This window comes from Streptomyces sp. DG1A-41 (assembly GCF_037055355.1).
GTDB lineage: Bacteria > Actinomycetota > Actinomycetes > Streptomycetales > Streptomycetaceae > Streptomyces.
In genome coordinates, this window is record NZ_CP146350.1 from 7,564,162 (window position 1) to 7,590,156 (window position 25,995).

Here is a 25,995-nt window from a genome sequence, read left to right on the forward strand (position 1 = left end):
GCCACACGCACCTGTGAAATCTTGGAAGGCCGCTTCTGCCTGCCGATCGCCGTATCCGCGTGAATCTGAGATAAGAGTTCGGTACGGAATTCATGAAGGGTTCTCCAGGGAGGTCCCGCACGAGGGCCAAGCTTCAGAAAGCTCCTTCTGCGGGCATGCAATTGATGCCTATTGTGGGCGCATCAAACATTGAAGGACCTTGTTCGTGCACGAGGGGGCTCCCGTTTCATGGTGACGTACGGTCGAGGCGGACACCCGGTCGGCCGCCTTCGCCCCCGGACATGGCGCCGCAGGGCAACCCGGGGTGTGACGATGCTCGCCCTCGCGGTGCTCGCGGCCTCCGTCGGGACATACGCCTGGGCCGACGAGAAGCTGGACCGTACGGTGAACCTCGGCGCCCTGCCGGACCGACTTCCGCCGGGCAAGGGCACCACTTATCTCATCGCCGGCTCGGACGACCGCCAGAATCTGACCCCGCAGCAGCAGAAGGAGCTGCACACCGGCAGCGACGACGAGGGTCCGTACGGCAACAGCGACTCGATGATGCTGCTGCACATCGGCAGCGACGGTGACACCCTGGTGAGTCTGCCGCGCGACAGTTACGTGACCATACCGGCGTTCAGCGGTGCGGACGGTGTGCGGCATCCGGCAACGGCGAACAAGTTGAACGCGGCCTTCTCGCTCGGCGGCGGGCAACTGTTGGCCGAGACGGTCGAGTACAACACCGGCATCCACGTCGACCATTACGCGGAGATCGGCTTCGGTGGCTTCGTCGGCCTGGTGGACGCACTCGGCGGCGTCACCCTGTGCCTGGACCGGCCGATCGTGGACCAGGCCTCGGGAGCCGACTTCAAGGCGGGCTGCCAGAAACTGGACGGCCGGCAGTCCCTCGAACTGGTCCGGGAACGCCACCAGGAGGCGGGCCAGGACCTGAGCCGCATGGCGAACCAGCAGAAATTCCTTGCCGCGATCGCCCACCAGGCGGAGACCCCGTCCACTCTTCTCAACCCGATCAGGCTCTACTCGGCACTCGACGCGGGCATCGGAACGCTGAGCGTGGACAAGAACATGACCCCGTACGACCTGGCGCGGATGTTCCTCGGCCTGAAGGGGATTTCCAGCGGAGGGGGACATGAGTTGACGGTCCCGATCGCAGACGCGAACTACTCCACTCCGAACGCCGGTGACGCGGTGCTGTGGAACATGACACGCGCCAAGGCCCTCTTCCGCGAGCTGCAGAACGATCAGCCGATCACCATCGGCAACAACGACGCCAACTCTGACCTGTCCGGTGGTTAGCGTCAATTCCCTCGCGTGCGTACTTCGTTGGCGTCGCCATCAATGTCCCGAACGTGTCCACCGCCGGCAGTCGATGTCTTCCCTACCGGCCGAGGAGGAGACCCTGTGAAGACGATGAGTCAGGTGCCGGAAAAGCGTCGGCGCATGAAGGAGATGGCCTACCTCGCCGCGCTCACGGTGGTCTCCGCGCTCACGCTGGTCGGGTGTGGTCTCAGCGCGGCGTCGTCGGCGTCGCCCCGGCCGAGCGACATCACGATAAAGCCGGTGACGGACGCCTCCGGCCGAGCCGAGCCTGACCGGCCCATTCACTGCACGGCCACCCACGCACACCTGACCAAGGTCTCCGTCACCCGCTCGAACGGTTCCGTCGTCAGCGGCTCCCTCGACCCGTCGGCCGGTACATGGACGCCGTCTCAACCGCTGAGCCTCCAGGCCCGTTACACGGTCGTCGCCACGGCCGCCGGTACATCCGGAAAGCCGGTCAGCAAGCGCCTGAACATCGAGACGATCAGTCCGGCCGACACCGTCACCGCCCAGTCCATCACCCCCGCCACGGGGTCCGACGTCGGCAATGCCCAGCCAGTAGTCGTCGTGTTCACGAAGGCTGTGACCGATGAGGCCGCCGTCCAGAAAGCACTGTCCGTGACCGACACGGACCACGTCACCGGAGCCTGGCGATGGGTGACCAACCGCCGTGTCGACTACCGTCCCCGAACGTACTGGCCCCTGGGCGACAAGATCACCGTGAAAGGCGACCTGGAAGGAGTGAACGCAGGAGGGAGCCTCTGGGCGACCGGCGACTACACACACACCTTCACGGTTGACTCCGACGTGCACGCGGTAGTCAATCCCAAGGCCCGGACCATGGCGATCTATCGAGGAAGCAAGCTGATCCGGACACTCCCGATATCGACCGGCGGGGCCGGCGACCAGACCTGGGGCGGCAACCTGGTCGTGCTCGACAAGGAGGCCAAGGTCCAGATGACATCGTGCAGCGTCGGCCTCAGCTGCACTCCCGGTAGTCCCACCTACTACAACCTGCCGGTCTACTGGGACGTCCACCTGACGTGGAGTGGTACGTACATCCACGACGCGTCATGGGACAACGCGACCATCGGCAGGGTGGACAACTCCCACGGATGCGTCCACCTGAACGCATCCGACGGGAAGTGGTTCTTCAACACCGTGGAACCGGGAGACCTCGTCCGGGTCATCAACCCGTCCAAGCCGGTGACGCTGGACAACGGGGACGGCGACTGGAACTTGTCCTGGTCCCAATGGAGCACACCCGACGCCACACGGTGAGGGGGGCGACCCGAGGCCCGGGTGAGTGGAGCCAAGACGGCTCCACTCACCCGGGTGCGCAGCAGGAATGGCAGGAGTGGGCGATCGCTCGCAGGCGGGTCGATACGGTGCTGGATCCGGCCGGCGGCACCAGCGCGCTGACACGGAGATCACCCCGGATGTGCGGGATGCGGACGCGCCATCGGCGCCCCGGGAGGCGGCGAAGCCGAAATCGCAGGTGCCCATGTGGTGCGGCTTGCCTGTTCGGTGCCGTCGATGGACTACCAGCGCATCTCGGAGGCGCTGGCGGACCGGGCCCGGCTCGGACAGGGGCCGCTGACCTGCCTGGAGATGGCCGCGGTGTTCGGCATGGAGGTGGCGACGCGGGGCCCTTCTTCATTCACCGTCGGTTCGCACAGCATGTCGCTCCTGCAGTCCCACAAAGTTTCCACAAGATCCGCGGCTACGGTGCGCCGCGACCGGGTCCGAACAGGGGGCTCCGTGCCTCCTCGACGAGAGGTGACTCCATGATGAAATCAATGCCGCGCAAACGAAGGGTCATGGTGACCGGGGTGATTCTGGCCGGCGTACTGTCCGCCGGCGGGGCCACCGCCTACGCCTCGTCGACATCCTCGCCGGGTGCCAGTCCGTCTTCGGCCGCCTCCGCGAGCTCGGCCAAGCAGCACCACAACAAGCACCACAAGAAGCACGGCAAGCACCGCCACTCGCTGCCCGGCGTGCACGGCCAGGCCACCGTCGAGAGGCGCAAGACCGGCCAGTTCGTGGTCCGTGTGTGGCAGCGTGGCAGCATCACCGGCGTGTCCGGTGCCACGCTCACCGTGAAGAGCGCCGACGGGGTCAGTTGGACCTGGACGGTGGAGAAGAACGCCCGCATCACCCGGGACGGCAAGAAGGTCACCGAGTCCGAGCTCAAGACGGGCGACACCGTGAGGGTGGTGGGACGGCAGGCCGGCAGCGCCAACGACGCTCTGCGGATCTCCGTGCCGACCCCGACGCAGCTCGCCAAGCAGCACGCGAAGAAATAGCGCCATCCGGCGACGCCCGGCTCCGCCGCCCGCTTCCGGCCCGGCCGCTCTTGGCCGTCCCAGGAAGCGGGCCTCTTCGCGTCCCGCGGGCCATGGAGAAGTGATGGATCTAAGGCAACTGGAAACCCTCGTTGGCCGTTACCAGTTGGGGACCTGCTGGGCCGTGGCGGCATGGCGGAGGTCCGGCTGGGCCACGACCGGCGACTGAGGCGGGCAGTGGCGGTGAAGGCACTGCGGCCCGGTGTGGCGCGCGCCCCGCTGTTCTTGGCGTGTGTACGACGGCCGTCGGTGGTGAATGACCCCATGTGATTCAGGCGGACCCCTACAAGCACGCCGCCGACGAACGCCTTCGCGAGATCGTGGACAGGGCGAACGTTGCCTGATGCGGCCCTAGTAGGGCTTGGTCATCTTCGCTCGCGGATGGCGTGTCTGCCTGCCCGTCGGTGTCGTTGGGCTGGTGTGACACCTGAGGAGATGACCGGGGTCCGGGAGGACCTGGAGGCGTTCGCGGCGGAGTTGTTCGACGGGTTTTTCCGCGCGGATCAACGGCGGTGGGGGCAGGCGTATGTGCGCGGTCTGCTGCTGGACGGGCGGCGCAAGTCGGTGGAGCCGATGGCGGCCCGTCTCGGTGAGGACGGGAACCGGCAGGCGCTGGCGCATTTCATCACCTCCAGCCCGTGGAATGCGGCCCATGTACGGGCCCGGCTGGCCTGGCGGATGCACGAGGCGATCAGCCCGGAAGCACTGATCATCGACGACACCGGCTTCCTGAAGGACGGGGACGCCTCGGCATGTGTGGCCCGGCAGTACACCGGCACCGCGGGCAAGGTCACCAACTGCCAGGTGGGCGTCTCCGTGCACCTGGCCTGCGACCGTGCCTCCGCCGCGGTCAACTGGCGGCTGTTCCTGCCCGCCTCCTGGGATCCCGCCTCGCCGCAGGCCGATGCGGTCAAGGTCGCCCGCCGCACCCGCTGCGGCATCCCGGCCCAGGCGGGACATGTGGAGAAGTGGCAGCTGGCCCTGGACATGATCGACGAGACCCGGTCATGGGGTGTCGATGCCCCGCTGGTGGTCGCGGACGCCGGCTACGGCGATGCCGCCGCCTTCCGCCTCGGGCTGGAGGAACGAGATCTGCCCTACGCGGTCGGCATCTCCGGCCGCCACACCGCCCATCCGGCCAGGGCCCGGCCCGTCCAACCGGCCTGTGCGGGCACCGGCCGGCCGCCCAAGATGCAGTACCCCGAGCCCGCGCAGACCGTGAAGGACCTGCTCATCGCGGCCGGGAAGGCGGCCGCACGGCCGGTGTCCTGGCGGGAGGGCTCCCGCCCGGGCAAGGGCCGCAGCGGCTTCAAGCGCATGTACTCGCGGTTCGTCGCCCTCAGGGTCCGCCCCGCCGGACGCGGCATCCGCAAGGCCACCGGCGGTCCGGAACTGCCCGAACGCTGGCTGCTGGCCGAGTGGCCGGCCGGTGAGAGCGAGCCGGTGCAGTTCTGGCTGTCGAACCTGCCCTCCGGGATGCCGCTGGCGACGCTGGTGCGGCTGGCCAAGCTCCGCTGGCGCATCGAGCACGACTACCGCGAGATGAAACAGGCCCTGGGACTGGCCCATTTCGAGGGCCGCACCTGGACCGGTTGGCACCACCACGTCACTCTTGTCTCTGCCGCCCATGCCTTCTGCACCCTGCAACGACTGGCCCGAGACCCAAAAGATCCGGCGCGGGCCTGAGCCTCTACCAGGTCGTCCGTGAACTGCAGACACTCCTCGCCACCTGGACCGGCGCCTGCCCCACCTGCCACCGCGACATACCCACACCCATACGAACCTGACCAAGCCCTACTAGTGTGGTGCGCCCGAAATCTCGGGCTTAAGTTTCTTCCTGGTTTTTGTTGGCTGGCGGAGTGACTTTGGTGAGGTAGTCGGCGAGTGAGTTGAGGATCTCGTCGGCGGTCTTGGTCCAGGTGAAGGGCCGCGGATTCTCGTTCCAGGTGTCGATCCACGCGGTGATGTCGTCCTCCAGGGCCTTCACGGAGGTGTGGACGCCCCGACGGATGAGTTTGTCGGTCAACAGGCCGAACCACCGCTCGACCTGGTTCATCCAGGAGGAGCCGGTCGGAGTGAAGTGGACGTGGAACCGGGGGTGTTTGCTGAGCCACGTCCTGATCTCGGCGGTGTTGTGGGTGGCGTAGTTGTCACAGACCAGATGGACGTCGAGGCCGGCCGGTACCGCTTTGTCGATCGTGACCAGGAACTTCTTGAACTCGATCGCCCGGTGGCGGCGGTGCAGTGCCGATATGACGGTGCCGTCGGCGATGTTGAAGGCGGCGAACAGGCTGGTGATGCCGTGCCGTAGGTAGTCGTGGGTGCGCCGCTCGGGCATGCCCGGCATCATCGGCAGCACCGGCTGCGAGCGGTCCAGCGCCTGAATCTGGCTCTTCTCGTCCACGCACAGAACCACCGCCTTCTCCGGCGGGTGGTGATACAGGCCGACGACGTCGACGACCTTCGCGACGAACTGCGGATCGGTGGAGAGCTTGAAGGCATCCTGCAGGTGCGGCTTGAGGTCGAACCGCTTCCAGATCCGCCCGATGGTGGACTTCGACAGCCCGGTGCGCTCGGCCATCGAAGTCCGCGACCAGTGCGTGTCCTTACCTGGCGTGGATTCCAGCGTCGCGATGACCACGTCCTCGACCTGGTCGAGCAGGATCGAGGGCGGCCTGCCGGGCCGCGGCTCGTCGACCAGCCCGTCCAGCCGCCGCTTGACGAACCGGGCCCGCCAGCGGCTCACCGACTGCTCGCGCACCCCGAGTTCGGCCGCCACCTGCTTGTTCGTCCCGCCCTCCGCGCACAGCAGCACGATTCTCGCGCGCAGAGCCAGGAACTGCGCGGTCTTGGCGCGCCTCGCCCAACGCGTCAGCTGAGCCCGTTCGTCATCACTGAGCACCAGCTCCGACTTGCGCCGGCCGGCCGCGGCTCATCCGCAAGTCCGGCCATCCGCCGGGCAGCAAACCGCGACCGCCACTTCCTCACCGTGTCCGCGGTTACCTTGAACTCCGCCGCCACACGCGTATTCGGCTTCCCGTCCGCGCACGCCAAGACGATGCGTGCCCGCTCGACAAGACGGGGCGCCACCGCCCCGCCCGCCCAGCGCAGCAACTCGGCGCGCTCCTCATCGGACAGCACAACTTCGACGGCACGAGGACCCCGAGACATGAAAACAGGCTACAGACTTAAGCCCGAGATTTCGGGCGCACCACACTAGCAGGCCACGCTGGGGACTGTAAATCGTTCGGTGTAACTCCCGATCAAGGAAGATGCACCGATGACGAGTGAGAACGTGACCGAGGCCGGGACTGTCGAGCCGTTGGAGCCGCAGCCGTCGAAGGCGGTGGACGACCGGCTGATCGACGAGCTGGTCTCCCGCGCCCAGGCCGAGGGCCTGCAGCTGACGGGTGAGGGCGGGCTGCTGCAGCAGCTGACGAAGCGGTTGCTGGAGTCCGCCCTGGAGGGCGAGATCACCGACCACCTCGGCTATGACAAGCACGACCCCGCCGGGAAGAACGGCGGCAACTCCCGCAACGGCACCCGCGCCAAGACCGTCGTGACCGACGTCGGCCCGGTCGAGATATCAGTGCCCCGCGACCGCGACGGATTCTTCGAGCCGAAGATCGCCAAGAAGCGGCAGAAGCGCCTGACCGGCGTGGACGAGATGGTCATCTCCCTGTCCGCGAAGGGCCTGACCACCGGTGAGGTCCAGGCCCACCTCGCGGAGGTCTATGGCGCCGATGTCTCCCGCCAGACGATCTCCACGATCACCGACAAAGTCATGGACGGCATGGCCGAATGGCAGAACCGGCCCCTGGATGCTGTCTATCCGGTGGTGTTCATCGACGCGATCCACGTCAAGATCCGCGACGGCGCCGTCGCCAACCGGCCCATCTACGTGGCCCTGGCCGCCACCACCGAGGGCCGCCGGGACATCCTGGGCCTGTGGGCCGGCGACGGCGGTGAGTGCGCCAAGCAGTGGCTGCACATCCTCACCGAGATCAAGAACCGAGGCGTGAACGACGTCCTCATGCTCGTCTGCGACGGGCTCAAGGGCCTGCCCGACGCCGTCGAGACCGTCTGGCCCCGCACGGTGGTGCAGACCTGCGTGGTCCACCTGCTGCGGAACTCCTTCCGCTCCGCCGCCCGTCAGGACTGGGACAAGATCGCCAAGCTCCTCAAGCCCGTCTACACCGCGGCGACCGAGGACGCGGCCCTCGAACGCTTCGCGGAGTTCGCCGACGCCTGGGGGAAGAAGTATCCGGCGATCGTGAAGCTGTGGGAGAACGCCTGGGAGGAGTTCACTCCGTTCCTGCGGTTCGACGCTGAGGTCCGGCGGATCGTCTGCACCACGAACGCGATCGAGTCCGTGAATGCGCGGATCCGGCGGGCGGTCAAGGCCCGTGGACACTTTCCGAACGAGCAGGCCGCCCTGAAGTGCGTCTACATGGCGATCATGTAGCTCGATCCCACCGGCCGGGGTCAGGCCCGCTGGACCATGCGCTGGAAGACCGCGCTGAACGCCTTCGACATCACCTTCGACGGCCGCCTCTCCGCAGCCCGTCAGTAACCCCCACCACCCCAGTTACACCGCTCGATTGACAGATTCGGTGCCTGAAGACGCGCGAACAGCGCATCGCAGGGCTCCTGAGCGCCTACGACCAGCCGCCCGAGCGTGATGAACCGGACGAGGAGTAGCTCTCCTGGCGGAGGCATTCCAGCGAATCCTTGCCGCAGTGTCCGACGCTGCCGTGTGGTGCTGTTTCGCCCAGTCAGCGCCACACGCTTCGTGGTTCGTGGGCCCGTGCTGGACAGTCCGCTCGCGCGCCGCGCACGTAGGCATCCTTCTCCTGGAGGGCGTAGCCGCAGTTGAAGATATCCGCAGTGTCGCGCTGATCCCCGACGCTGAGGCACACGGAGCCTCGGGGGCGGAGCCTGTACGGGCCCAATCGTCTTGGGTGGGCGGACCGGCGGTCACAGCTCCTTTGCGTAGGTGTCCTGGTACGCCGCCCTCCCTCCGAACACATTCAGGCCGATGTGTCCGCTCGTGTACGTCGTGTCCGTCACGTCGATGATCCGCTCGCCGTTGAGGAACACCTGGATGCGGTCGCCCTCGGTGAGGATGCGGACCGGATACGTTGTGCCGCGGCGGACCAGGGCCGGGACGCGGGCGAGGGCGGCGGCGTCGTCGAAGTAGCCGTCGGCCTTGGCGACCAGGCGGATCGCGCGCAGGTCGGGGTCGATGTTGAGGCAGTAGGCGTCTGTGCCGTCGGAGGAGGCGCGCCAGAGGAGGGAGAGGGCGCCGCCCGTGTCCGGGTCGGGGCCGCCGAGCCGGACCAGGGTGGTGAGGTCCACGTCCGTCGCCGTGCGGGCCGAGATCGCGTTGGAGTCCTTGTCGAAACTTCCGGCGCGGCCCGCGCTGTCCGTCGACCAGCGGCCGGCGGGGTGATCGTCAACTTGCCGAGGTCCGAGCGGAATTCACCGCCGGTCGGGGCGGCCACCAGCGGCTTCATTCGATCCACCAAGCGGAAGGTGCTGTCCAGTCTGTGCACCTTGAGCGACTCGATGTGTGCGGTGCCGCCCTTGGCGTAGAAGGCCATGCCGTCGGCGTCCGGCGTGGGGAAGATCAGGCTGGTCACTGCGGCCTGTCCGTCCGCGCCGAATGCCTCGACCGAGGACGAGTCGACGTACACGCGTAGGGTCACGCGGCCGTCGGTCGTCTTCATCGGCGCGGTCGTGCGACCCGCGAAGTACTGCGTGAAGTCGCTCAGGCCCGACGCCGAGCGATCCACGAACAGCTCCTGCGCCTCGGCGTCGTATCCGACTGTCGTGTACTGGTCGTCGTCGGTCCGGAGACGGAAGCCGATTTCCGTGGCGGTGCCGAGGGTGATCTCGGCCTCGATCTCGTAGGCGATGCCCCGGACTCCCGCGAGCGGGTTCGCGGAGCCGGGGCCCACGGCGAAGTCCTTGCGGGTCGTGGTGGACGTGCGCAGCGTTACCAGCTCCGGGACCGGACGCTGCGCCAGGCGTACGCCGTCGGCGGTGTCCGTGAGGGTCAGTTCGCGGGGGGTGCTCAGCTGGCCGTTCCAGCCGCCGGTCGGAGCGCTGAAGGGGTAGTCCCAGTTGCTCATCCAGCCGAGCCAGACTCGGCGGTCGTCGAGCAGGCCATAGAAGGACATGGCGGCGTAGTAGTCACGGCCAGAGTCCGCGCGCAGGACCGTGCCGGCCTTCTGGTCGGGAGTGAAACCGGTGCCGTTCCACTCACCCGTGAAGTACTGGGCGGCCGAGCCGTTCGTGGCGCGTACGGCGCCCGTGCTCAGGGTCAGGACCCACTTCAGCTTGTCCTTGTCGCCGTCGACCGGTAGCGGGAAGAAGTCAGGGCACTCCCAGACGCCGGGCGTGACCCAGTCGCCGTAGCCGAAGGAGCTGACCTGGGTCCAGGTGAGGAGGTCGGTGGAGGTGAAGAAGCGGATGTGGTCGCCGCCGGAGACGACCATCAGCCACTGGTCGTGGGCCTCGTCGCGGATGACCTTCGGGTCGCGGAAGGTCCAGCCGGCGTCGGGGCCTCCCGGGTTCTGCACGGCCGGGGTCGAGCCGCCGTGCCACTGCCACGAGCGGCCCTTGTCCTTGCTGTAGGCGATGCGCACGCTGGCGTTTCCGCCCGGCTTGTCCGGGTGGTAGCTGGTGTAGTACGCGATCAGGCCCGAGCCGCCGTCGAAGAGGCCGGAGGTGTCGTCCGCGTCGACAACCGCCGAGCCCGACCAGCAGTTGCCGTACTCGTTCCAGGGCAGGGCGATCGGCAGGGCCTGCCAGTGGACGAGGTCGGTGCTGACCGCGTGCGCCCAGCGGCCCTGGTCCTGGTGGAAGAGGTGGTATTCGCCGTCGTAGTGGACCAGGCCGTTGGGGTCGCTGGTGGAGCCGGTGAGCTGGGAGTAGTGGTACGTGGGGCGGTACGGCTCGGTGAAGTAGTCGGCGGTGCTGCGGACCTCGACGTTCTGGAAGTACGACGTCCCGTGCGCGGCCGCGGTGCCGAAGGCAGCGCCCTTGGTGTGGGACACGCGGGTTTTCAGCGCCCGTACGCCGTCCACGTACACCTCGATGGTTGTGCCCGTCGCGCGGGCCTCGACGCGGTACGTGCCGCCTGACGCGATGGGTCGGACCGGGCCGGAGGCGGAGGCGAGGCGGGTGCCGGAGGAGCGGTCCAGCAGGACGACGGCGTTGCGGCCGGCTTCCAGGCGGGCTTCGTAGCCGCCGGAGCCGTTCGCGGACGCGTGCAGGACGAGGCCGGCCGAGGAGGAGCGGTCGCCGGGTGTGATGTCGGCCCTCGCCACCAGGTCGCCGTCGGTGAAGGGGGCCGTGCGCAGGCCGTTCTCGCCGCGGATGCCGCGCAGGTCGGGGGTCCAGGTGCCGGAGCGGTCCGTCCAGCCCTGAACGCCGGTGGCAAGGTCGGCAGCGGCGATGTCTTCGAAGGACACCTCGCCAGCCGATGCCGTGACGGCGAGTCGGCCGTTCGTGTGGGTGGAGTCCTGGGCGGTGATGACCGGCGTGTAGCCGTCGGGGGAGAGGAAGTTGGTCTGCCAGTGCACGCGCAGCTCGTCGTGTTCCGCTTCGACGCGCAGGCGGTAGACCGTGTCAGCCTTGATGGTGGTCGCGTAGGTGCCGAGGGTGACGTCGCCGTCGATGCGATAGAGCCGCAGCCTGCCCTGTTCCGGGTCGACTTGGACGCCGTAGCCACGCGTGGCCTTGGCGTCGGTACGTACGAGCAATGCGGCGATGGCGGATGCGTCGTGCAGGAGCAGGTCGGCCTGGAGCGCGGTGTCGTACGTCTTGGTCGTGGTGACCGCGCGGGCGGTGGCTCCCTCGGTTGGGGCCGCGCGCCAGCCCAGCGGACTCGCCGTCCAGGTGCCGCCGCTCGTGGTCCAGCCGGTGAGGTTGGTGGTGACCGAGGAGAGGGAGGGCGCGCCGAAGGTGACCGTGCCGCCCTGGGCGAGCAGGCCCACCGAGCCGGTGTCGTGGCGGTGGTCCTCGGTGTGCAGGAGCCGCTTGCCGTCGACATGCACCGTCAGCTCGGGTCCGTCGACTGCCACTTCGAGTTCATAGGGCTTTCCGGCCTGCGCGCCCGGAAGTGGAGCGGTGGCGAGTGTGTGGCCGCTGGCCAGGTCGTAGAGCCGTATGCGGGCGCGGCCCGGGTCGAGGGCGGCCGCGTATCCGGCCGAGCCGTCCAGGGCCGCCCGGAACACCAACGCGCCCACCGAAGCGACGGATTGGGGTGTGACGCGGGCCGCGTACCTGCCCTTGGTCGCGAGTTGCTGCTCGGACAGGGCGAGGGCGGGCCCGCGACGGCCGGCGGTCGCCTTCTGGCCGCCGTCCAAGGTGCGGGTCCAGGTGCCGGTGACGGGGATGGGGTCGGGAATCGGGGTGGCGGAGGGGGTCGCTCCGGCGGCGCTCGGGGTGGCGGCCTGTGCTGCGGGGAGGATGCCTCCGAGAGGCAGCAGGGTGGCGGCGGTTCCTCCGGCGAGTAGGAGGGTACGGCGGGACACGCTCATGGCAGCTCCTGAGGAGAACAGGGGAGGGTGGGCCACGGCCCGGGGGGACGTCCACCCCGCGGGCCGTGGCCGTGTGTAAGACCGTCACGGCCACAGCGGCCGGGGTCCGTCGCTGAAGACCGACGCCATCTGCCAGGCGTCGAGCCGCTCCAGGGCCACGTCGCCGTCGGCACCGACACCGACGCCGACGGCCTCGTCCGGGCGGGTGGGGTAGATGCGGGCGGTCAGGGCACGCCCGTTGGCGAAGATCTCCAGTGCGGAGTGGTCGACAAGGACGCGCAGGTCGACACGCCCGTCGGGGTCCAACGGCAGCTCGCCGTAACGGGGTTCGGTGTCGACCGTCGGGTCGAGGCTGCTGGTCTCGCGGTGCAGGCGGAGCATGCCCGCTCCGTCGTGCGACCGGCTCACCTCCACGACCGTGCGTTCCGCTCCGTCCGGTGTCTCACGGACCACGAGCCGGGCGGTCGCTCCGGGAGCGAGACGCAGGGTCGTCTCGATGTCCAGCTGGTCCCCGCGCACGGCGGGCAGCCGGGTGTACGAGTCGGCCAGCCGGCCCGGAGCCACCTCTACGCGCTCCCCCCGCAGCTCGGTCAGCTCCGGCACCGGGGCCTGATGCAGGCCACCGTCTGCGCCGAGCGTGACGACCCTCGGCAGGGACATCACACCGCACCAGCCGGCTTGCGCGTTCGCCTCGTCCGTCCGGCCCTCCTGGAGCCAGCCGAACATGATGCGGCGGCCGTGTTCGTCGCGAGTGGACTGGGGGGCGTAGAAGTAGCGGCCGCCGTGGTCGAGGCGGTGGAGGGCGGTCGGGGTGAAGGTGTCGCCCTGGTAGCGGCCGGTCCAGTACAGGGGGTGGTGGGTGGTGCCCTCGTCCCAGGCGGAGAAGACCAGGACGTCGGTGCTGCCGGCCTCCTCGTCCTCGCCGAGCCGGAAGAGGTCGACGCACTCCCACATGGTGCCCGTCCAGTCGAGTGCGCCCTGGTTCTGCGAGGCGTCGCCGGTCAGCAGGGGGCCGACGTAGCGCCAGCTGCGCAGGTCGTCGGATTCGTACAGGAAGGCAGTTCCGCCGGCACCCCGGATTCCCGAGCCCACCAGCTGGCGCCACAGCTCGCCCTCCCGCCACACGCAGTGGTCGCGGAAGGCCGTGATGTCGATGCCCTCCGGCGGGGCGGCGATGACCGGGTTGGCCGGGTCCTTGGTCCAGTACCTCAGATCCGCCGATCCTCTGGCCACGCACGGGAGTTCATGCTCGCCGTGCCTGCCCGAGTAGACGAGCGTGGGCACACCGCCGTCGTCGACTAGGACTCCGGACCAGCAGCCGTCGCGGTCGGGGCCGGTGGTGCCGGGGACGAGCGCGACTGGTTCGTCGGTCCAGTGGACGAGGTCGGTGCTGGTGGCGTGGCCCCAGTGGATGCGGTGGTGGGCGGCAGCGAGCGGGTTGTACTGGTAGAAGAGGTGGTAGACGCCGTTCCAGTGGCTCAGCCCGTTGGGGTCGTTGAGCCAGCCACCGGGCGAGGTGAAGTGGAAGCGGGGGCGGAGGGGGTCGCGCAGGGCGCGTTCGGCCAGCCCCTCGGCGGTGGGAGCGCCGGAGGGGAAGGTGAGGTCGTGGGTCATGCGGCGGTGGTCTCCGCTTTCTCGGTGGTGTCGGTGGCCTCGCCGTCCGGCCGGTCGGTGGCCTTGAGGACCCGGCGGGCGATGTCGGAGGCGGGTGCGCGCAGGTGGCAGCGCACCCAGTGAGGTTGTCCGTCGTCCTCGCCGACGATGTGGCGGACGGGCTCGGTGCGGCTGCACGTGCCATCGTCGCCGTAGGGGCAGGACGTGGGGTTGAGGATCGCCTCGCGCAGCCTGGCGCGCTCGACGGGGTCGTAGCTGCCGGCCCGTTCGGGGTCGGGTACAGCGGACAGCAGCAGGCGGGTGTAGGGGTGGGCGGGGGCGTCCATGACGGCCAGTGCGTCGCCGCCCTCGACGAGTTCGCCGGCGAACATCACCATCGTGGTGTCCGCGAGGTAGCGGGCGGAGCCCAGGTCGTGCGTGATGTAGAGCATGGCGATGTTCCGCTCGTCGCGCAGGCGCCGCATCAGGTTGAGCACGCCGACGCGCACGGAGACATCCAGCATCGACGTCGGTTCGTCGGCCAGGATGAGGCGTGGCTCCACCGCCAACGCGCGAGCGATGGAGACGCGCTGACGCTGGCCGCCGGAGAGTTCGTGCGGGTAGGACTGAAGCATGTCCTCGGTCAGGCCGACCGTCGTCATCAGCTCGCGCAGCGCCTCTGGTGTGGCGGAGTGGCTGTGCAGGACGAGGGCCCGGGTGAGGAAGTGCTCGATGCGGTGGACGGGGTTGAGTGAGCCGAAGGGGTCCTGGAACACCATCTGGACCTTGCGGCGGTACGCCCGTGATGCCCGGCGCCGCTCGGTGCGCAGGACATCCTCGCCGTCCAGCAACACCTCACCGGCGGTGGGCTGTTCGAGGCGGGCGAGGCAGCGGGCGATGGTGGACTTGCCGCTGCCGGACTCGCCGACCAGGGCGGTGATCCGGCCGGCCGGCAGGTCGAAGGACACGTCGTTGACGGCACGGACACGGCGCCGGGAGAAGACGGTGCCGACCTGGAAGTCCTTGGTCAGACCGCGTACGGACAGCAGGGGTTCGGTCATCGGGGGGCTCCTGGAAGGCTGCGGGCCACCCAGCGGCCGGGCGCGACCTCGCGCAGGTCGGGGATGTTCATGGAGCAGTCCGAGCGGTCCTCAGGACAGCGGACGTGGAAGCCGCAGCTGTCGGCGGTGCGCGGGGCGTCGAAGAGGCCGGTGAGCTCCTGGCGCGGGCCGGTCAGCGGCGGGAAGGCGTTCATCAGAGCCTCGGTGTAGGGGTGGAGCGGATTGGCGAACAGGTCCTTGGCGTCGGCGAGTTCGACGATCCGTCCGCCGTACATCACGCCCATGCGATCCGACAGCTCGACCATCAGGGACATGTCGTGGGTGATGAAGAGGATGGAGAAGCCCAGCTCCCGCTGGAGATCGCGGATCTGCGCCATGATCTCCTGCTGCACGACCACGTCGAGCGCGGTGGTCGGCTCGTCCATGATCAGCAGCCGGGGGCGCAGCGCGACGGCCATGGCGATGACCACGCGCTGACGCATGCCGCCGGACAGCTGGTGCGGGTACGCCTTCAGCCTTCCCGGGTCGATGCCGACCAGCTGAAGCAGCTCGCCGGCCCGCTCCCGCGCGGCCCGCTTCTTCATCCGCTCGTGGGTGGTGAAGATGTCGACGATCTGCTCGCCGATGGTCAGGACGGGGTTGAGGGAGTTCATCGCCGACTGGAAGACCATGGCGATCTCCCGCCAGCGGAAGGCGCGCAGCTCCCGTGTGTCCAGGGCGAGGACGTCCCGGCCTTGGAAGCGGATGCTGCCCGCGGTGATCTCCGCCGGGGGCTTGAGCAGCCGCATCACCGCGTTGGCGATGGTCGACTTGCCGCAGCCGGACTCACCGGCGAGGCCGAAGACCTCTCCGGCGCCGATGGAGAAGGAGACGTCGTCGGCGCCAACGACGGTGCGTCCGTCACCGCGGTATTCGACGCGCAGGCCGTTCACCTCAAGTACGGGTTCCATGGCTCAGCCCCTCCTCTCACGGCGGGCACGGCGGCTGCGCAGCCTCGGGTTGGTGATCTCATCGACCGCGTAGTTGACCAGCGCGAGCGCGAACGCGACGAGCGCGATGCACAGCCCGGAGGGGACGAAGGCCCACCATGTGCCGGTCATCAACGCGCCGTCGTTGCTGGCCCAGTACAGGTTGGTGCCCCAGCTGACGACGCTGCTGTCGCCGAGGCCGAGGAACTCCAGGCCGGCCTGGGCGCCGATGCCGAAGATCACACAGCCGAGCAGCGTGGTCATCACCACGGACGCCATGTTGGGCAGGATCTCGCGGAACATGATCCGCAGGGGGCGCTCGCCGGTGACGACGGCGGCGGCCACGAAGTCCTTGCCGCGGATCGACTTGGCCTGCGCCCGCAGGACCCGGGCCGACCCCGCCCAGCCGGTGACGACGAGGACCAGAACCACGGTGGAGGTCCCGGGCGGCAGGAACGCGGCCAGGATGATGAGCAGCGGAAGGCCGGGCAGCAGCAGGAAGACGTTGGTGACCAGGGTCAGCGCGTCGTCCACGACGCGGCCGAAGTAGGCGGACGCCAGGCCGACGAGGATGGCGACCGCGGTTGCCACGAGCCCCACGGTGAACCCGACGAAGAGGGAGCTGCGCGCACCCCACAGGGTGAGGGCGAGCACGTCCTGTCCCTTGGCGGTCGTACCGAGCCAGTGTGCGGCCGAGGGTGCCTGGCTGCCCGTGGAGTTGATGAGCGACGGGTCGCCCGGTGCCAGGACGGGCGCGAGCAGGGCCAGCACCGCGAAGAGAGCGAGCAGGATCAGCCCGGTCAGCGCCTTCTTGCTGTCGATGAGCTGGCGCAGCAGTCCGCGCCGGCGGGACGTGCGCGCGGGGGCTGTCGGCGTGGTGGCCGTCGCGATTTCGATTGCGGTCATGTCGGCAACCTCCTCAGCGGACGCGGACGCGCGGGTCGAGACGGACGTAGACGAGATCGACGAGGAAGTTCGCGAGCAGCACCGCCGCCGTGATCGTCAGGAAGATGCCCTGCATCAGCGGGTAGTCCAGGCCCTGGACGGCCATCAGCAACTGGTAGCCGATGCCGGGGTAGGCGAACACGACCTCGGTAAGCAGCGCGCCGCCGACGACGAAGCCGAGCGCCATGCCGAAGTTGGTGACGGAGGGCAGCAACGCGTTGCGGGCGGCGTAGCGGAACATGATCCGCGAGGGGCTGAGCCCCTTCGCCTCGGCCATCGTGATGTAGTCCTCGGCCGCCGTGGCGATCATGGTGTTCCGCATGCCGAGCATCCAGCCGCCGATGGAGACCAGCACGATGGTCAGCGCCGGCAGCACCAGGTGGGTGGCGACGTTCGAGAGGAACTCGCCGTTGAAGCCGGGAGTCAGACCGACGTCGTAGGCGTGCCGCAGCGGGAACCAGCCCAGGCTCACCCCGAACAGGTACAGCGCGCCCATAGCCAGCCAGAAGTACGGGAAAGAACCGACGAAGATCAGCAGGGGAGGGAAGGCGGAGTCGAGGACGCCGCCGCGCCGCCAGGCGGCGACGATGCCGAGCAGGTTGCCGAGCACGGCCGCGATGACGAGCGCGACGCCACCGAGGAGCAGGGTCCAGCCGATCTGCGAGCCGATCACGTCGGAGACCGGGGTCGGGAAGCGGGTGATGGAGATGCCGAGGTCGCCGGTGAAGACGCTCTTGACGTAGGAGACGTACTGCTCCCAGAGAGGGCGGTTGTCCAGGCCGAAGAGTTTCCGCAACTGGGCTATCTGGTCGGGCTGCATCGTGCCCTGGGCCTGCGCGAACATCCGGGAGACCGGGTCGCCCGGCATGAAGCGCGGGAGAACGAAGTTCAGGGTGATGGAGGCCCAGAAGGCGAGCAGATAGAACCCCAGGTTGCGCAGGATCAGACGCACGGGTCGTGCTCCCTGTCAGTGGGGGATGAACGTGTGGCTCGGTGCGGGGGCGGCCGTCCGGGGAGGAGGACGGCCGCCGGTCCGCGGGCGGCGTCAGCCCTTGACGGGCTTCAGCGACGTGAGCACGAGGATCGTGCTGCCGTTGCGGTTGCCGAGGGTGGCGTACGGGTTCTTCTCGGTAGGCCAGCCGGTGAAGCGGGCATCCGTGTACGCGCCCCACTCGGGGCCGGTGAACAGCGGGACGACGGGCGCGTCCTTGTCGTACAGCTCCTGCAGGCCGTTCATCTGCTCGCGCTGCGTCTTCTCGTCCGCTGCGGCGGCGAAAGCGTCGATGAGCTTGTCGGCCTTCTTGTCGCCGAAGCGGTGGTAGTTCTCCGTGGCCTGCTTGCCGACCGGCTGCACCATCTTGGTCGACATCACGCCGCGGAAGTACTCGTACGGGGTGGCGCCGTTGTTGCTCCACACGATGCCGGTGTCGAAGGTGCCAGTGTTGTACGACGACGAGACCGCCGACCAGTCGGGCGTCTTCACGGTGGCGGTGATGCCGACCTTCGCCAGGTCCTGCTTGATGATGTTGGCGACCGAGATCCAGTCGGAGGAGGCGGAGCCGACGGAGATGTCGAGCGTGAAGTTCTTGCCGTTCTTCAGCTTCCTCTTGCCGCCGCTCTCCTTGTAACCGGCAGCGTCGAGGGCCTTCGCCGCCGCGTCGGTGTCGTACTTCGTCCAGGTGCAGGAAGCGGCCAGCGACGTGTCACGCCACTTGTCGTACGTGCGGGCCAGGCCCGTGCAGTCGGCGGGTTCGGCGTAGCCGTTCATCGCGACCTTGGTGATCTGGTCCCGGTCGACGGCCATGCTGAGCGCCTTGCGCACGGCCGGGTCGTTGAAGGGGGCCTTGGTGGTGTTCAGCTGCCAGTTGATCATGGCGCCGGTGGCCGGGAACCAGTAGTGGTTGTGCTTCTTGTCCTTGGCGACGAAGGACTTCTCGATGTCCGGGATGAAGGACTGGGTCCAGTCCACCTCGCCGTTGGTGAAGGCGATGTTGGCGCTGTCGTTGCCGGAGAAGGCGAGCATCTGGATGCCGGCGATCTGCTGCTTGGCGGGCTGCCAGTAGTCGGGGTTCTTGCGCAGCTCGTACGACTGGCTCTGGAATTTCTCGATCTTGGTGTACGGGCCGGTGCCGACCGGGTTCGGGTTGGTGAACTTCGCCGGGTCCTTCACCTTGGACCAGATGTGCTTCGGCAGGATGTAGTGGCCGCTGATCTCGTAGAAGGCGGGCGAGAAGGGCTTGTTGAAGGAGAACTTCACCGTGTGGGCGTCGACCGCGGTGACCTTGTCGAGGTAGTCGAAGCCGCCGAGCACCTTCTTCTGGAGTTCGAAGGTGTAGACGACGTCGTCGGCGGTGAGCGGCTTGCCGTCCGACCACTTGACGCCGTCGCGCAGCGTGAAGGTGAGGGACTTGCCGTCCTTGGCCTGCTCCCACTTGGTGGCCAGCCACGGTGTGTCCTTGGCGTCCGCCATGCTGTGTACGACCAGCGGCTCGTAGACCGCCTGCAGAGTCATGGGGGCGGCCTGCGGGGAGAGCGGGTTGAAGTTGCGCGTGAACGTCGCCAGGTCCTCGCGCGGGATGGTGAGCAGCTGGTTGCCGGAGGTGTCACCGGCGCCGGAGGCGCCCGAGCCACCCGTACAGGCGGACAGGACCAGGGCCGCGGCGGCGGTCGCGGTGACCGCTCTCAGGACGGCTCGGGGCCGCCGTGAAGGCATGCGGGAGGGTGCCATAATGGAGACTCTTTTCCTCTCTTCAACACACAGGGCGAAGACGGGATGGGATTCCTCGGCGGACTGATTAGCGGTCAGACCGACGAGCGTTCGAGCAGCGGGCAGTCGATCGTCACCCGACGGGTGTCGAGCGGCTGCCCCGCTGCGAGAGCGGCGAGCATGTCGACGCCCTTGGTGCCCATGGCCTCGAAGGGCAGAGCGAGCGTCGTCAGCTTCGGCCGCAGATAGGCGGCGATGAGTTCCTGGTTGTCGAACCCCACCACGGCCACGTCGTGCGGGATGCGCAGCCCACGCTCCTTGATCGCGTCGTACGCGCCCATCGCCATCCGGTCGTTTCCGCAGAACAGCGCGGTCGGCCGGTCGCCGGCCGGGCGGTCCAGCAGTTCGCAGGCGGCGTCATAGGCTCCGTCGGCGGTCGCCCAGCCGGGGACGACGAGGGCAGGGTCTGGGGTGATCCCGGCCTCGCGCAGGGCGCGCTCGTATCCCTCGCGCCTGCCGATGGCGGCCGGGATCGCCGGGTCGAGGTTGATGAACCCGATGCGGGTGTGGCCGGCGTCCAGGAGCCGGCGGGTCGCCTTGTATCCGCCCGACACCTCGTCGGGCAGGATGCACGGCAACTCACCTGCCGCGTCGTAGCAGTTGACGAGTACGGTCGGCACCTCGCGGGCGGCCTTCGGCAGGCTGACGGCCCGGTGCCAGGTCGTGGCGTACAGCAGCCCTTCCACGCGGTGCTCCAGCATCTGGTCGAGCGCGGCGGCCTCCTGGGCGGGGTCGCCCTCGCTCGCAGCGATCAGCAGGAACCTCCGGTCACCCCAGGCGCGGCTCTGCGCGCCCGTGATCACCTCCCCCGCGAACGGGCCGGTCACGATCTCGGTGATCAGCCCGAACCACCCGCTGCGGTTCGCGGCCAGCGCCCGCGCCCCGGCGTTGGGCCGGTAGCCGAGCTCGTCGATCGCCTCCAGGATCCGCCGACGGGTCTCTTCGGGGATGGCGGCGCCGGGCTTGTCGTTGAGGACGAAGGAGACGGTGGTCCGCGAGACGCCCGCGTGGCGTGCCACGTCGCTCATGGTCACGCGCTGCGTCTTGTTCGTGGCCACTTCCAGTCCCTTTCGGCCAGCCGGAGGCGAGACAGCGTCTCCGGTTTCGCGCTTTAATAACGCGCGTTACTTCCTTGTGGCAGGGAAGTTACGTCCGTCTTGAGCGGCATGTCAATACCTGTGCAAGGGCTGCATCAGGCCACCGTCCCGGTGCCCTTCGCACCCGCACTCTTTCTGAGAGAGGCAGACAGTCACCATGGCCCGACCCCAGGCCCCCAACAGCGTCACCGTCCTCGGCGAGTGCGTCGCCGACGCCTTCACCGACCCCGCCCGGTCCAGCTCCGATGAACTCGCCCTGCGCGCCCTGCCCGGTGGCGGCCCCGCCAACACCGCCGTCGCCCTCGCCCGGCTCGGCACCCCCACGCGCTTCCTCGGGCGCCTCTCCACGGATGTCTTCGGCACCCTCTTCAGTGCCCGCCTCAGCGACGCCGGCGTCGATCCGACCGGCAGCGTGACCGCCCCCGAGCCCAGCGTCCTCGCAGTCGCAGACCTCGACGAGGCCGGCCAGGCCACGTACACCTTCTACGCCGACAGCGCGGCCGACTGGCAGTGGACCGACGAAGAACTCGCCGCCACCGGGTCGGACGGCGCAGCCTGCCTGCACACCGGCTCCCTGGCACTCATACGCCAACCCGGCGGCACCCGCATCGAGGACCACCTCGCCCAGGCACGCGAGCACGTCACCGTATCCATCGACCCCAACGTCCGGCCCCTGCTCGTATCGCCCTCCGTCTACCGCGAACGGCTTCCGCGCTGGTGTGCCCTCGCCGACATCCTTCGCCTCAGCGAGGACGACCTCGCGCTGCTCCTCCCGGGTGTCAGCCCCGAGGAGGCGTGCGACACCTGGCATGCCGCCGGGGTCCACCTTGTCGTCATCACCCTCGGTAGGCGCGGTGCCCTTGCCTCCCTCGACGGCCTCCGCGTCACCGTCGCGGCCCCGGCCATCGACGTCGTCGACACCGTCGGTGCCGGGGACTCCTTCACCGCGGGCCTGCTCCACCGGCTCGCCGCCCTCGGCCACCTCGGCGGCCGACTCGACGCACTGAGTCTCGAAGACCTGACCGACGCCTGCTCCTTCGCCGCTCGCGTCGCCGCCCTGACCTGCTCGGTTCCCGGCGCGAACCCGCCTCTGGCGGATGCAGTGGGGCTGAAAGCCGGGGTGGACGGGCTCCTATCCCGTGCCTGAACGCGGCATGCCCGTTCCCGCAGCCATGACTGCGGGAACGGGCGCCGAATCCAAACTCCCGGCACCCCGTACGCGCTGTTGCCGCAGCGACGGCCGGCTCGGCGAACTGTCCGAGGCAACGTTTTGCGAGGCCGGTCCACGGGACCAGGGCACGGCCGTGAACTGGGGTGTCCCCACACCTGCTCGCGATTCCTCAGCTGTGGAATGACCTGCCTGGGGCAGGTGCCCGTTTGTCCTCATCCGTCTCGGGCCCTCCGAAGCAGTGCCGCTCCGCCGACCTGATCGGCTGCCGCGTCATGAGTTTTCTCGTCACTCCACAGCGCGGCCGATGAGTTTGTGGCTCCCTGCCAGTCCAAGCTCGTGACACCCCAGGAAAGGACACCGCCATGTCGGAGCTTCTCGTCGACTTCATCACCTCCCTCGACGGCCACGCATCGGGAGAGGGATGGCCCGGATTCTGGGGCCTGGAGGGCCCGGAGTACCTCGCATGGCTCGGCAAGCAGCCCGAGGCCACCTACCTGATGGGAGCGAACACCTACCGCCTGATGTCGGGCTTCGCCGCAGGCGAGGTCCCGAATGGCCAAGACGAATTCAGGCCCGAAGAAGAGGCGTCCGTGGACGAGCTCACGCAAGCGTCCAAGGTGGTGTTCTCCTCCTCACTCGAGGAGCCACTGACGTGGGCCAACTCCACGCTCGTCCGCGACGACGCCGTCGATGCGGTCCGCGCCATGAAGTCGAGTGGCTCGGGGCTCCTCAGCACGATCGGCAGCCTCAGCCTGTGCCGGTCCCTGCTACGAGCCGGACTCGTCGACCGCTTCCGGGTCGTGATGTTCCCGGTGATCACCGGGGCCACGGGCGAAGAACGTATCTACGACGGCTATCCGGACGTTGCCCTCGAGATGATCGAGCACCGCACCTTCGACGGCCGCATCCAGCTGGTCGAGTACAAGCCCCGCGTGCTCGAGCACCCGCCGCTCGGCGTCCCTGCATGACGTCGCCCCATCCGCCGGTCCGGACGGCCGCCAGGCCGGCGTCGGCGGCTTCGGTCTCTGGGCCCTCACACGCGCGCTTCACTCCCCACATTCCCCACACGCTTCAAGACGCAACGAAGTGGAGGGAAGAGCGTCCCTGGCCGATTTCAGAGATCCTCATCATCACGGCCGCTTGGCGAACACGTCGCCGCGCTCGGGGTCGCGCTCGATGACCGGGACGAGGATCTCGTCGACGCGCTTGACCAACGCGTCGTCCAGCGTGACATCCGCCGCCTTGGCGTTCTCGGTGATCTGCTCGGGCCGGGACGCTCCTACGAACGGTGGCGGCCCCAGGCGATTTCACGGCGATCGGCAGACCTCCGCCACGGTCCGGCGGCATGTTGATCACGCGGTGGCGGGGGGCGTCTCACTCGGGCCGGGACCTGGCGTGACCCATCAGCACGCAACTCCGCCCTGATGGGAGTTCCGTGCGGTGTCCAACACGCTCGATCGGCAGTCGGACGCTCGGGCCGTACCCAGCCAGCGGACAGTACCGGCAGGCCGCGCTCAGCCGACTCGGTACGACGGATGGTGGCGGCGTTGCCGGCGCCCTGCCGGCCGCCATGTCAGCACGCGGAAAGCCGGAAGTCCGGCTGAGCTCGGATCGGACTTCCGGCGGCCTGCTGGGGCAGGAAAGGGTGGTGTCGTAGGCGTGGCGACGCCTACGAAGGGGTCACTTCTTCCATATGGAGTTCAGACGCCAGGCCCGCAGATGGCTGAGCGTCGCGGTGCCGTCCTCGGCGAAGGCGTCGACACCGGTGCTCGACGGGTCGGGGAAGATCTGGTCGGTGAGAACGACCTGCCCGCCGTGGCCGTTGTCGGCGTAGACCTCGACGGAGGAGTCGTCGACGAGCACGTGCAGGCGCAGCCGTCCGCCCTTGAGCGCGAGGGGAGCGCGGTGGACTCCGGGGAAGCTGGGATCGAAGTCGACCTGGCCGGAGGCGGTGCGGTCCAGGTAGACCTCTCCGGTGGCGGTGTCGTAGCCGATACGGGTGCGCTGCTTGCCGCCGGTGCGGACGTCCAGGCCGAAGCGGTCGGCGGTGCCCGCGGTGAGGTCGGCCTGGAGTTCCAGAGTGCCGCCGGACACGGTGAGCGGGGTGGTGGCGTCCTTGACTGTGGTGGCCCCGATGTCCTTTCTCTTTTCCCGCAGGCTGCTCAGCTCGCCGACGGGCTGCTAATTGAGCCGGATCCGGCCGTCGACGGTCTTCAGGGCGAGTTGGCGGGGGAAGGTGTCGGCGCTGCGCCAGGGGGAGGTGGGATCGCCTGCGCGTAGTTCCAGTTGTTCATCCAGGCGAGCATGACGCGGCGGCCACCGGGTGCCTCGTTGAAGGTGCTGGCGGCGTAGAAGTCCGCCCTGGAGGCGTCTTCCACGCTCCCCGTTCCGTCCCAGGTGGCGCGGATGTGCGTAGGGCTGTAACGGGTGCCGTGCACCTCGTTGGTCTGTCCGTGCAATTCAGATTCTCCAGTCGTTAATGGCCTACATGGTGAGGCGGAGGGACGCGCCTGAGTTCGGCGGCGTATCCCAAGGGGTGGTTATCAGGTGCTGATCGGAGGGGCTCGAAAGGTTTCCCGCTACGTCGTCTCGACCTTCGGGACAGCACCACATGCTTTGCTGCAAACTCGGAACAGCTGCCAGCTGTGCTGATGAAGGAAAGCAGCGCGTCGACGTGACGACCGGGCGAGAGCGTGGCTAGCAGGCAACGCTGCGTCAGGGGCGCGCGTACACGCTGAGAGGCTCAGACTCGATCGACGAGGCCGTCGGCAGTGCCCGACGAGTCGAGCCACGGATGCATCGAGCCGTGGGCTTCCCCCGGCTGTGTGAGATTTTGTGAGACGTGAGAGGGTCTGGGGCGTGAGTGAGACACCGTCGAACACCCTGCAATACCGCTTTGACGGGCCAGAAGAGGCTCCCGTCCTGATCCTGGGTCCCTCACTGGGTACCACATGGCACATGTGGGACCGCCAGATCCCCGAGCTGATCAAGCAGTGGCGCGTCTTCCGGTTCGACATGCCGGGACACGGCGGCGCGCCCGCATACCCGGCGGGCTCGGTCACCGACCTCACCACTCGGCTGCTGGCCACCCTCGAAGGGCTCGGCGTGCAGCGCTTCGGCTACGCGGGCTGCGCGCTCGGCGGCGCGGTCGGTATCGAGCTGGCCCTGCGCCACCCCGAGCGGCTCGCCTCCCTCGCGCTGATCGCCGCCTCGCCCCGCTTCGGCACGGCCGACGAGTTCCGGCAGAGAGGCGTGATCGTCCGCACGAACGGCCTCGACCCCATCGCCCGTACCGCGCCCGATCGCTGGTTCACCGGCGGGTTCGCCGCCGCGCAGCCCGCGATCACCGAGTGGGCCGTGCAGATGGTGCGCACCACCGACCCCGGCTGCTACATCGCCGCCTGCGAGGCGCTCGCCTCGTTCGACGTCCGGGCCGAGCTGGGGAGGGTCGGTGTGCCGACGCTGGTCCTCGTCGGATCGGACGACCAGGTCACCGGCCCCGCCGAGGCCCGCACCCTGGTCGCCGGCATCCCGGACGCCCGCCTCGCCGTCGTCCCCGGCGCCTCCCACCTGGTGCCGGTGGAGCAGCCCGCGGCCGTCACCGACCTGCTGGTGCGGCACTTCTCCACCGCCTGGCAGCCCGCCCTCGAGACCTCCACCGGCCAGACCGCCCTGCCCGCGGCGGCCGTCAAGCCGGTCCTGTCCGCCGCCCCCGCGCAGCCCCTCCAGACCGGGCCCGTCGCCGAGATCGCCCCGGTCGTACCGCCACAGCCCCAGGGGCGGCCCGACCCCTACGACGCCGGGCTCAAGGTCCGCCGCGAGGTGCTGGGCGACGCGCACGTCGACCGGGCGCTGGCACAGGCCGACGAGTTCTCCGGGGACTTCCAGGAGGTCATCACCCGCTACGCCTGGGGCGAGATCTGGAACCGCCCCGGCCTCGACCGGCGCACCCGCAGCTGCGTCACCCTCACGGCCCTGGTCGCCGGCGGGCACCTGGACGAGCTGGCCTTCCACACCAGAGCCGCCCTGCGCAACGGCCTCACCCCGGCCGAGATCAAGGAGGTGCTGCTCCAGGCGGCCGTCTACTGCGGCGTACCGGCGGCGAACAGCGCGTTCAAGGTGGCCCAGCAGGTCATCCGCGAGGAGACCACGCCCCAGGAGTGAGCCCGCAAAGGA

The 25,995-nt window shown here is 68.8% G+C and carries 20 protein-coding genes and 1 pseudogene; 8 read left to right on the top strand and 13 right to left on the bottom strand.

Annotated elements, in window-relative coordinates; genetic code table 11:
- Positions 1-312: 312 nt before the first annotated feature.
- From V8690_RS35195 to V8690_RS35210, 4 genes are all read left to right on the top strand, one after another.
- Positions 313-1,299 (top strand): LCP family protein, encoded by a 987-nt coding sequence (locus V8690_RS35195; protein WP_338784103.1) that lies wholly within the window; start codon positions 313-315, stop codon positions 1,297-1,299.
- A gap of 114 nt (positions 1,300-1,413) precedes the next feature.
- Positions 1,414-2,604 (top strand): Ig-like domain-containing protein, encoded by a 1,191-nt coding sequence (locus V8690_RS35200; RefSeq protein ID WP_338785563.1) that lies wholly within the window; start codon positions 1,414-1,416, stop codon positions 2,602-2,604.
- Positions 2,605-3,122: 518 nt separating this feature from the next.
- On the top strand, positions 3,123-3,629 hold the full coding sequence (locus tag V8690_RS35205; protein ID WP_338784104.1) for a hypothetical protein: 507 nt from the start codon (positions 3,123-3,125) through the stop codon (positions 3,627-3,629).
- Between the two features lie 474 nt (positions 3,630-4,103).
- Entirely contained in the window at positions 4,104-5,354 is a 1,251-nt protein-coding gene (locus V8690_RS35210) for an IS701 family transposase (protein WP_338777007.1), read from the top strand.
- A gap of 139 nt (positions 5,355-5,493) precedes the next feature.
- On the opposite strand, the gene V8690_RS35215 is transcribed toward V8690_RS35210, so the two are convergent.
- Together V8690_RS35215 and V8690_RS35220 are read right to left on the bottom strand one after the other, a co-directional pair.
- Positions 5,494-6,573 carry an IS630 family transposase gene (locus V8690_RS35215; protein ID WP_338785228.1) on the bottom strand — a complete coding sequence of 360 codons (1,080 nt, stop codon included), beginning with the start codon at positions 6,571-6,573 and terminating at the stop codon, positions 5,494-5,496.
- Positions 6,540-6,839, bottom strand: a complete 300-nt coding sequence (locus V8690_RS35220; RefSeq protein ID WP_338775737.1) for a helix-turn-helix domain-containing protein — start codon at positions 6,837-6,839, stop codon at positions 6,540-6,542. Before V8690_RS35220 ends, V8690_RS35215 begins: the two co-directional genes overlap by 34 nt.
- Positions 6,840-6,948: 109 nt before the next feature.
- On the opposite strand from V8690_RS35220, the pseudogene V8690_RS35225 reads away from it, so the two are divergent.
- Positions 6,949-8,241 (top strand): annotated as a pseudogene (locus V8690_RS35225) (IS256 family transposase).
- 404 nt (positions 8,242-8,645) lie between these two features.
- Here the strand turns inward: V8690_RS35225 and V8690_RS35230 are convergent.
- The 9 genes from V8690_RS35230 to V8690_RS35270 form a co-directional block, all read right to left on the bottom strand.
- Complete coding sequence (locus tag V8690_RS35230; protein WP_338785564.1) at positions 8,646-8,795, bottom strand: hypothetical protein; 150 nt, start codon at positions 8,793-8,795, stop codon at positions 8,646-8,648.
- Positions 8,735-12,217: a glycoside hydrolase family 32 protein gene (locus V8690_RS35235; protein ID WP_338784105.1), complete on the bottom strand. Its 3,483-nt coding sequence runs from the start codon at positions 12,215-12,217 to the stop codon at positions 8,735-8,737. The genes V8690_RS35230 and V8690_RS35235 overlap by 61 nt, the downstream gene beginning before the upstream one ends.
- 84 nt (positions 12,218-12,301) lie before the next feature.
- Complete coding sequence (locus tag V8690_RS35240) at positions 12,302-13,831, bottom strand: glycoside hydrolase family 32 protein (protein ID WP_338784106.1); 1,530 nt, start codon at positions 13,829-13,831, stop codon at positions 12,302-12,304.
- A complete protein-coding gene (locus V8690_RS35245) occupies positions 13,828-14,871 on the bottom strand; it encodes an ATP-binding cassette domain-containing protein (RefSeq protein WP_338784107.1) in 1,044 nt (347 codons plus the stop codon). The genes V8690_RS35240 and V8690_RS35245 overlap by 4 nt, the downstream gene beginning before the upstream one ends.
- Entirely contained in the window at positions 14,868-15,821 is a 954-nt protein-coding gene (locus tag V8690_RS35250) for an ABC transporter ATP-binding protein (RefSeq protein ID WP_338784108.1), read from the bottom strand. The genes V8690_RS35245 and V8690_RS35250 overlap by 4 nt, the downstream gene beginning before the upstream one ends.
- A gap of 3 nt (positions 15,822-15,824) precedes the next feature.
- On the bottom strand, positions 15,825-16,745 hold the full coding sequence (locus tag V8690_RS35255; protein WP_338784109.1) for an ABC transporter permease: 921 nt from the start codon (positions 16,743-16,745) through the stop codon (positions 15,825-15,827).
- Between the two features lie 13 nt (positions 16,746-16,758).
- Positions 16,759-17,736 (bottom strand): ABC transporter permease, encoded by a 978-nt coding sequence (locus V8690_RS35260; RefSeq protein ID WP_338784110.1) that lies wholly within the window; start codon positions 17,734-17,736, stop codon positions 16,759-16,761.
- A 93-nt stretch (positions 17,737-17,829) separates the two neighbouring features.
- Complete coding sequence (locus tag V8690_RS35265; protein WP_338784111.1) at positions 17,830-19,497, bottom strand: ABC transporter substrate-binding protein; 1,668 nt, start codon at positions 19,495-19,497, stop codon at positions 17,830-17,832.
- 89 nt (positions 19,498-19,586) lie between these two features.
- The gene (locus V8690_RS35270) at positions 19,587-20,609 is read right to left on the bottom strand and encodes a LacI family DNA-binding transcriptional regulator (protein WP_338784112.1); all 1,023 of its coding nucleotides are present in this window, start codon (positions 20,607-20,609) and stop codon (positions 19,587-19,589) included.
- Between the two features lie 196 nt (positions 20,610-20,805).
- Between V8690_RS35270 and V8690_RS35275 the strand changes: the two genes are divergently transcribed.
- Positions 20,806-21,795 (top strand): carbohydrate kinase, encoded by a 990-nt coding sequence (locus tag V8690_RS35275; protein ID WP_338784113.1) that lies wholly within the window; start codon positions 20,806-20,808, stop codon positions 21,793-21,795.
- 386 nt (positions 21,796-22,181) lie between these two features.
- The gene (locus V8690_RS35280) at positions 22,182-22,787 is read left to right on the top strand and encodes a dihydrofolate reductase family protein (RefSeq protein WP_338784114.1); all 606 of its coding nucleotides are present in this window, start codon (positions 22,182-22,184) and stop codon (positions 22,785-22,787) included.
- Positions 22,788-23,499: 712 nt separating this feature from the next.
- Here the strand turns inward: V8690_RS35280 and V8690_RS35285 are convergent.
- Both V8690_RS35285 and V8690_RS35290 read right to left on the bottom strand, forming a co-directional pair.
- Positions 23,500-23,985 carry a GH32 C-terminal domain-containing protein gene (locus V8690_RS35285; protein ID WP_338785565.1) on the bottom strand — a complete coding sequence of 162 codons (486 nt, stop codon included), beginning with the start codon at positions 23,983-23,985 and terminating at the stop codon, positions 23,500-23,502.
- Positions 23,986-24,032: 47 nt separating this feature from the next.
- On the bottom strand, positions 24,033-24,278 hold the full coding sequence (locus tag V8690_RS35290; protein WP_338784115.1) for a hypothetical protein: 246 nt from the start codon (positions 24,276-24,278) through the stop codon (positions 24,033-24,035).
- 400 nt (positions 24,279-24,678) lie between these two features.
- Between V8690_RS35290 and pcaC the strand changes: the two genes are divergently transcribed.
- Positions 24,679-25,983, top strand: a complete 1,305-nt coding sequence (pcaC, locus tag V8690_RS35295) for a 4-carboxymuconolactone decarboxylase (RefSeq protein WP_338784116.1) — start codon at positions 24,679-24,681, stop codon at positions 25,981-25,983.
- The last annotated feature ends 12 nt before the right edge of the window (positions 25,984-25,995 follow it).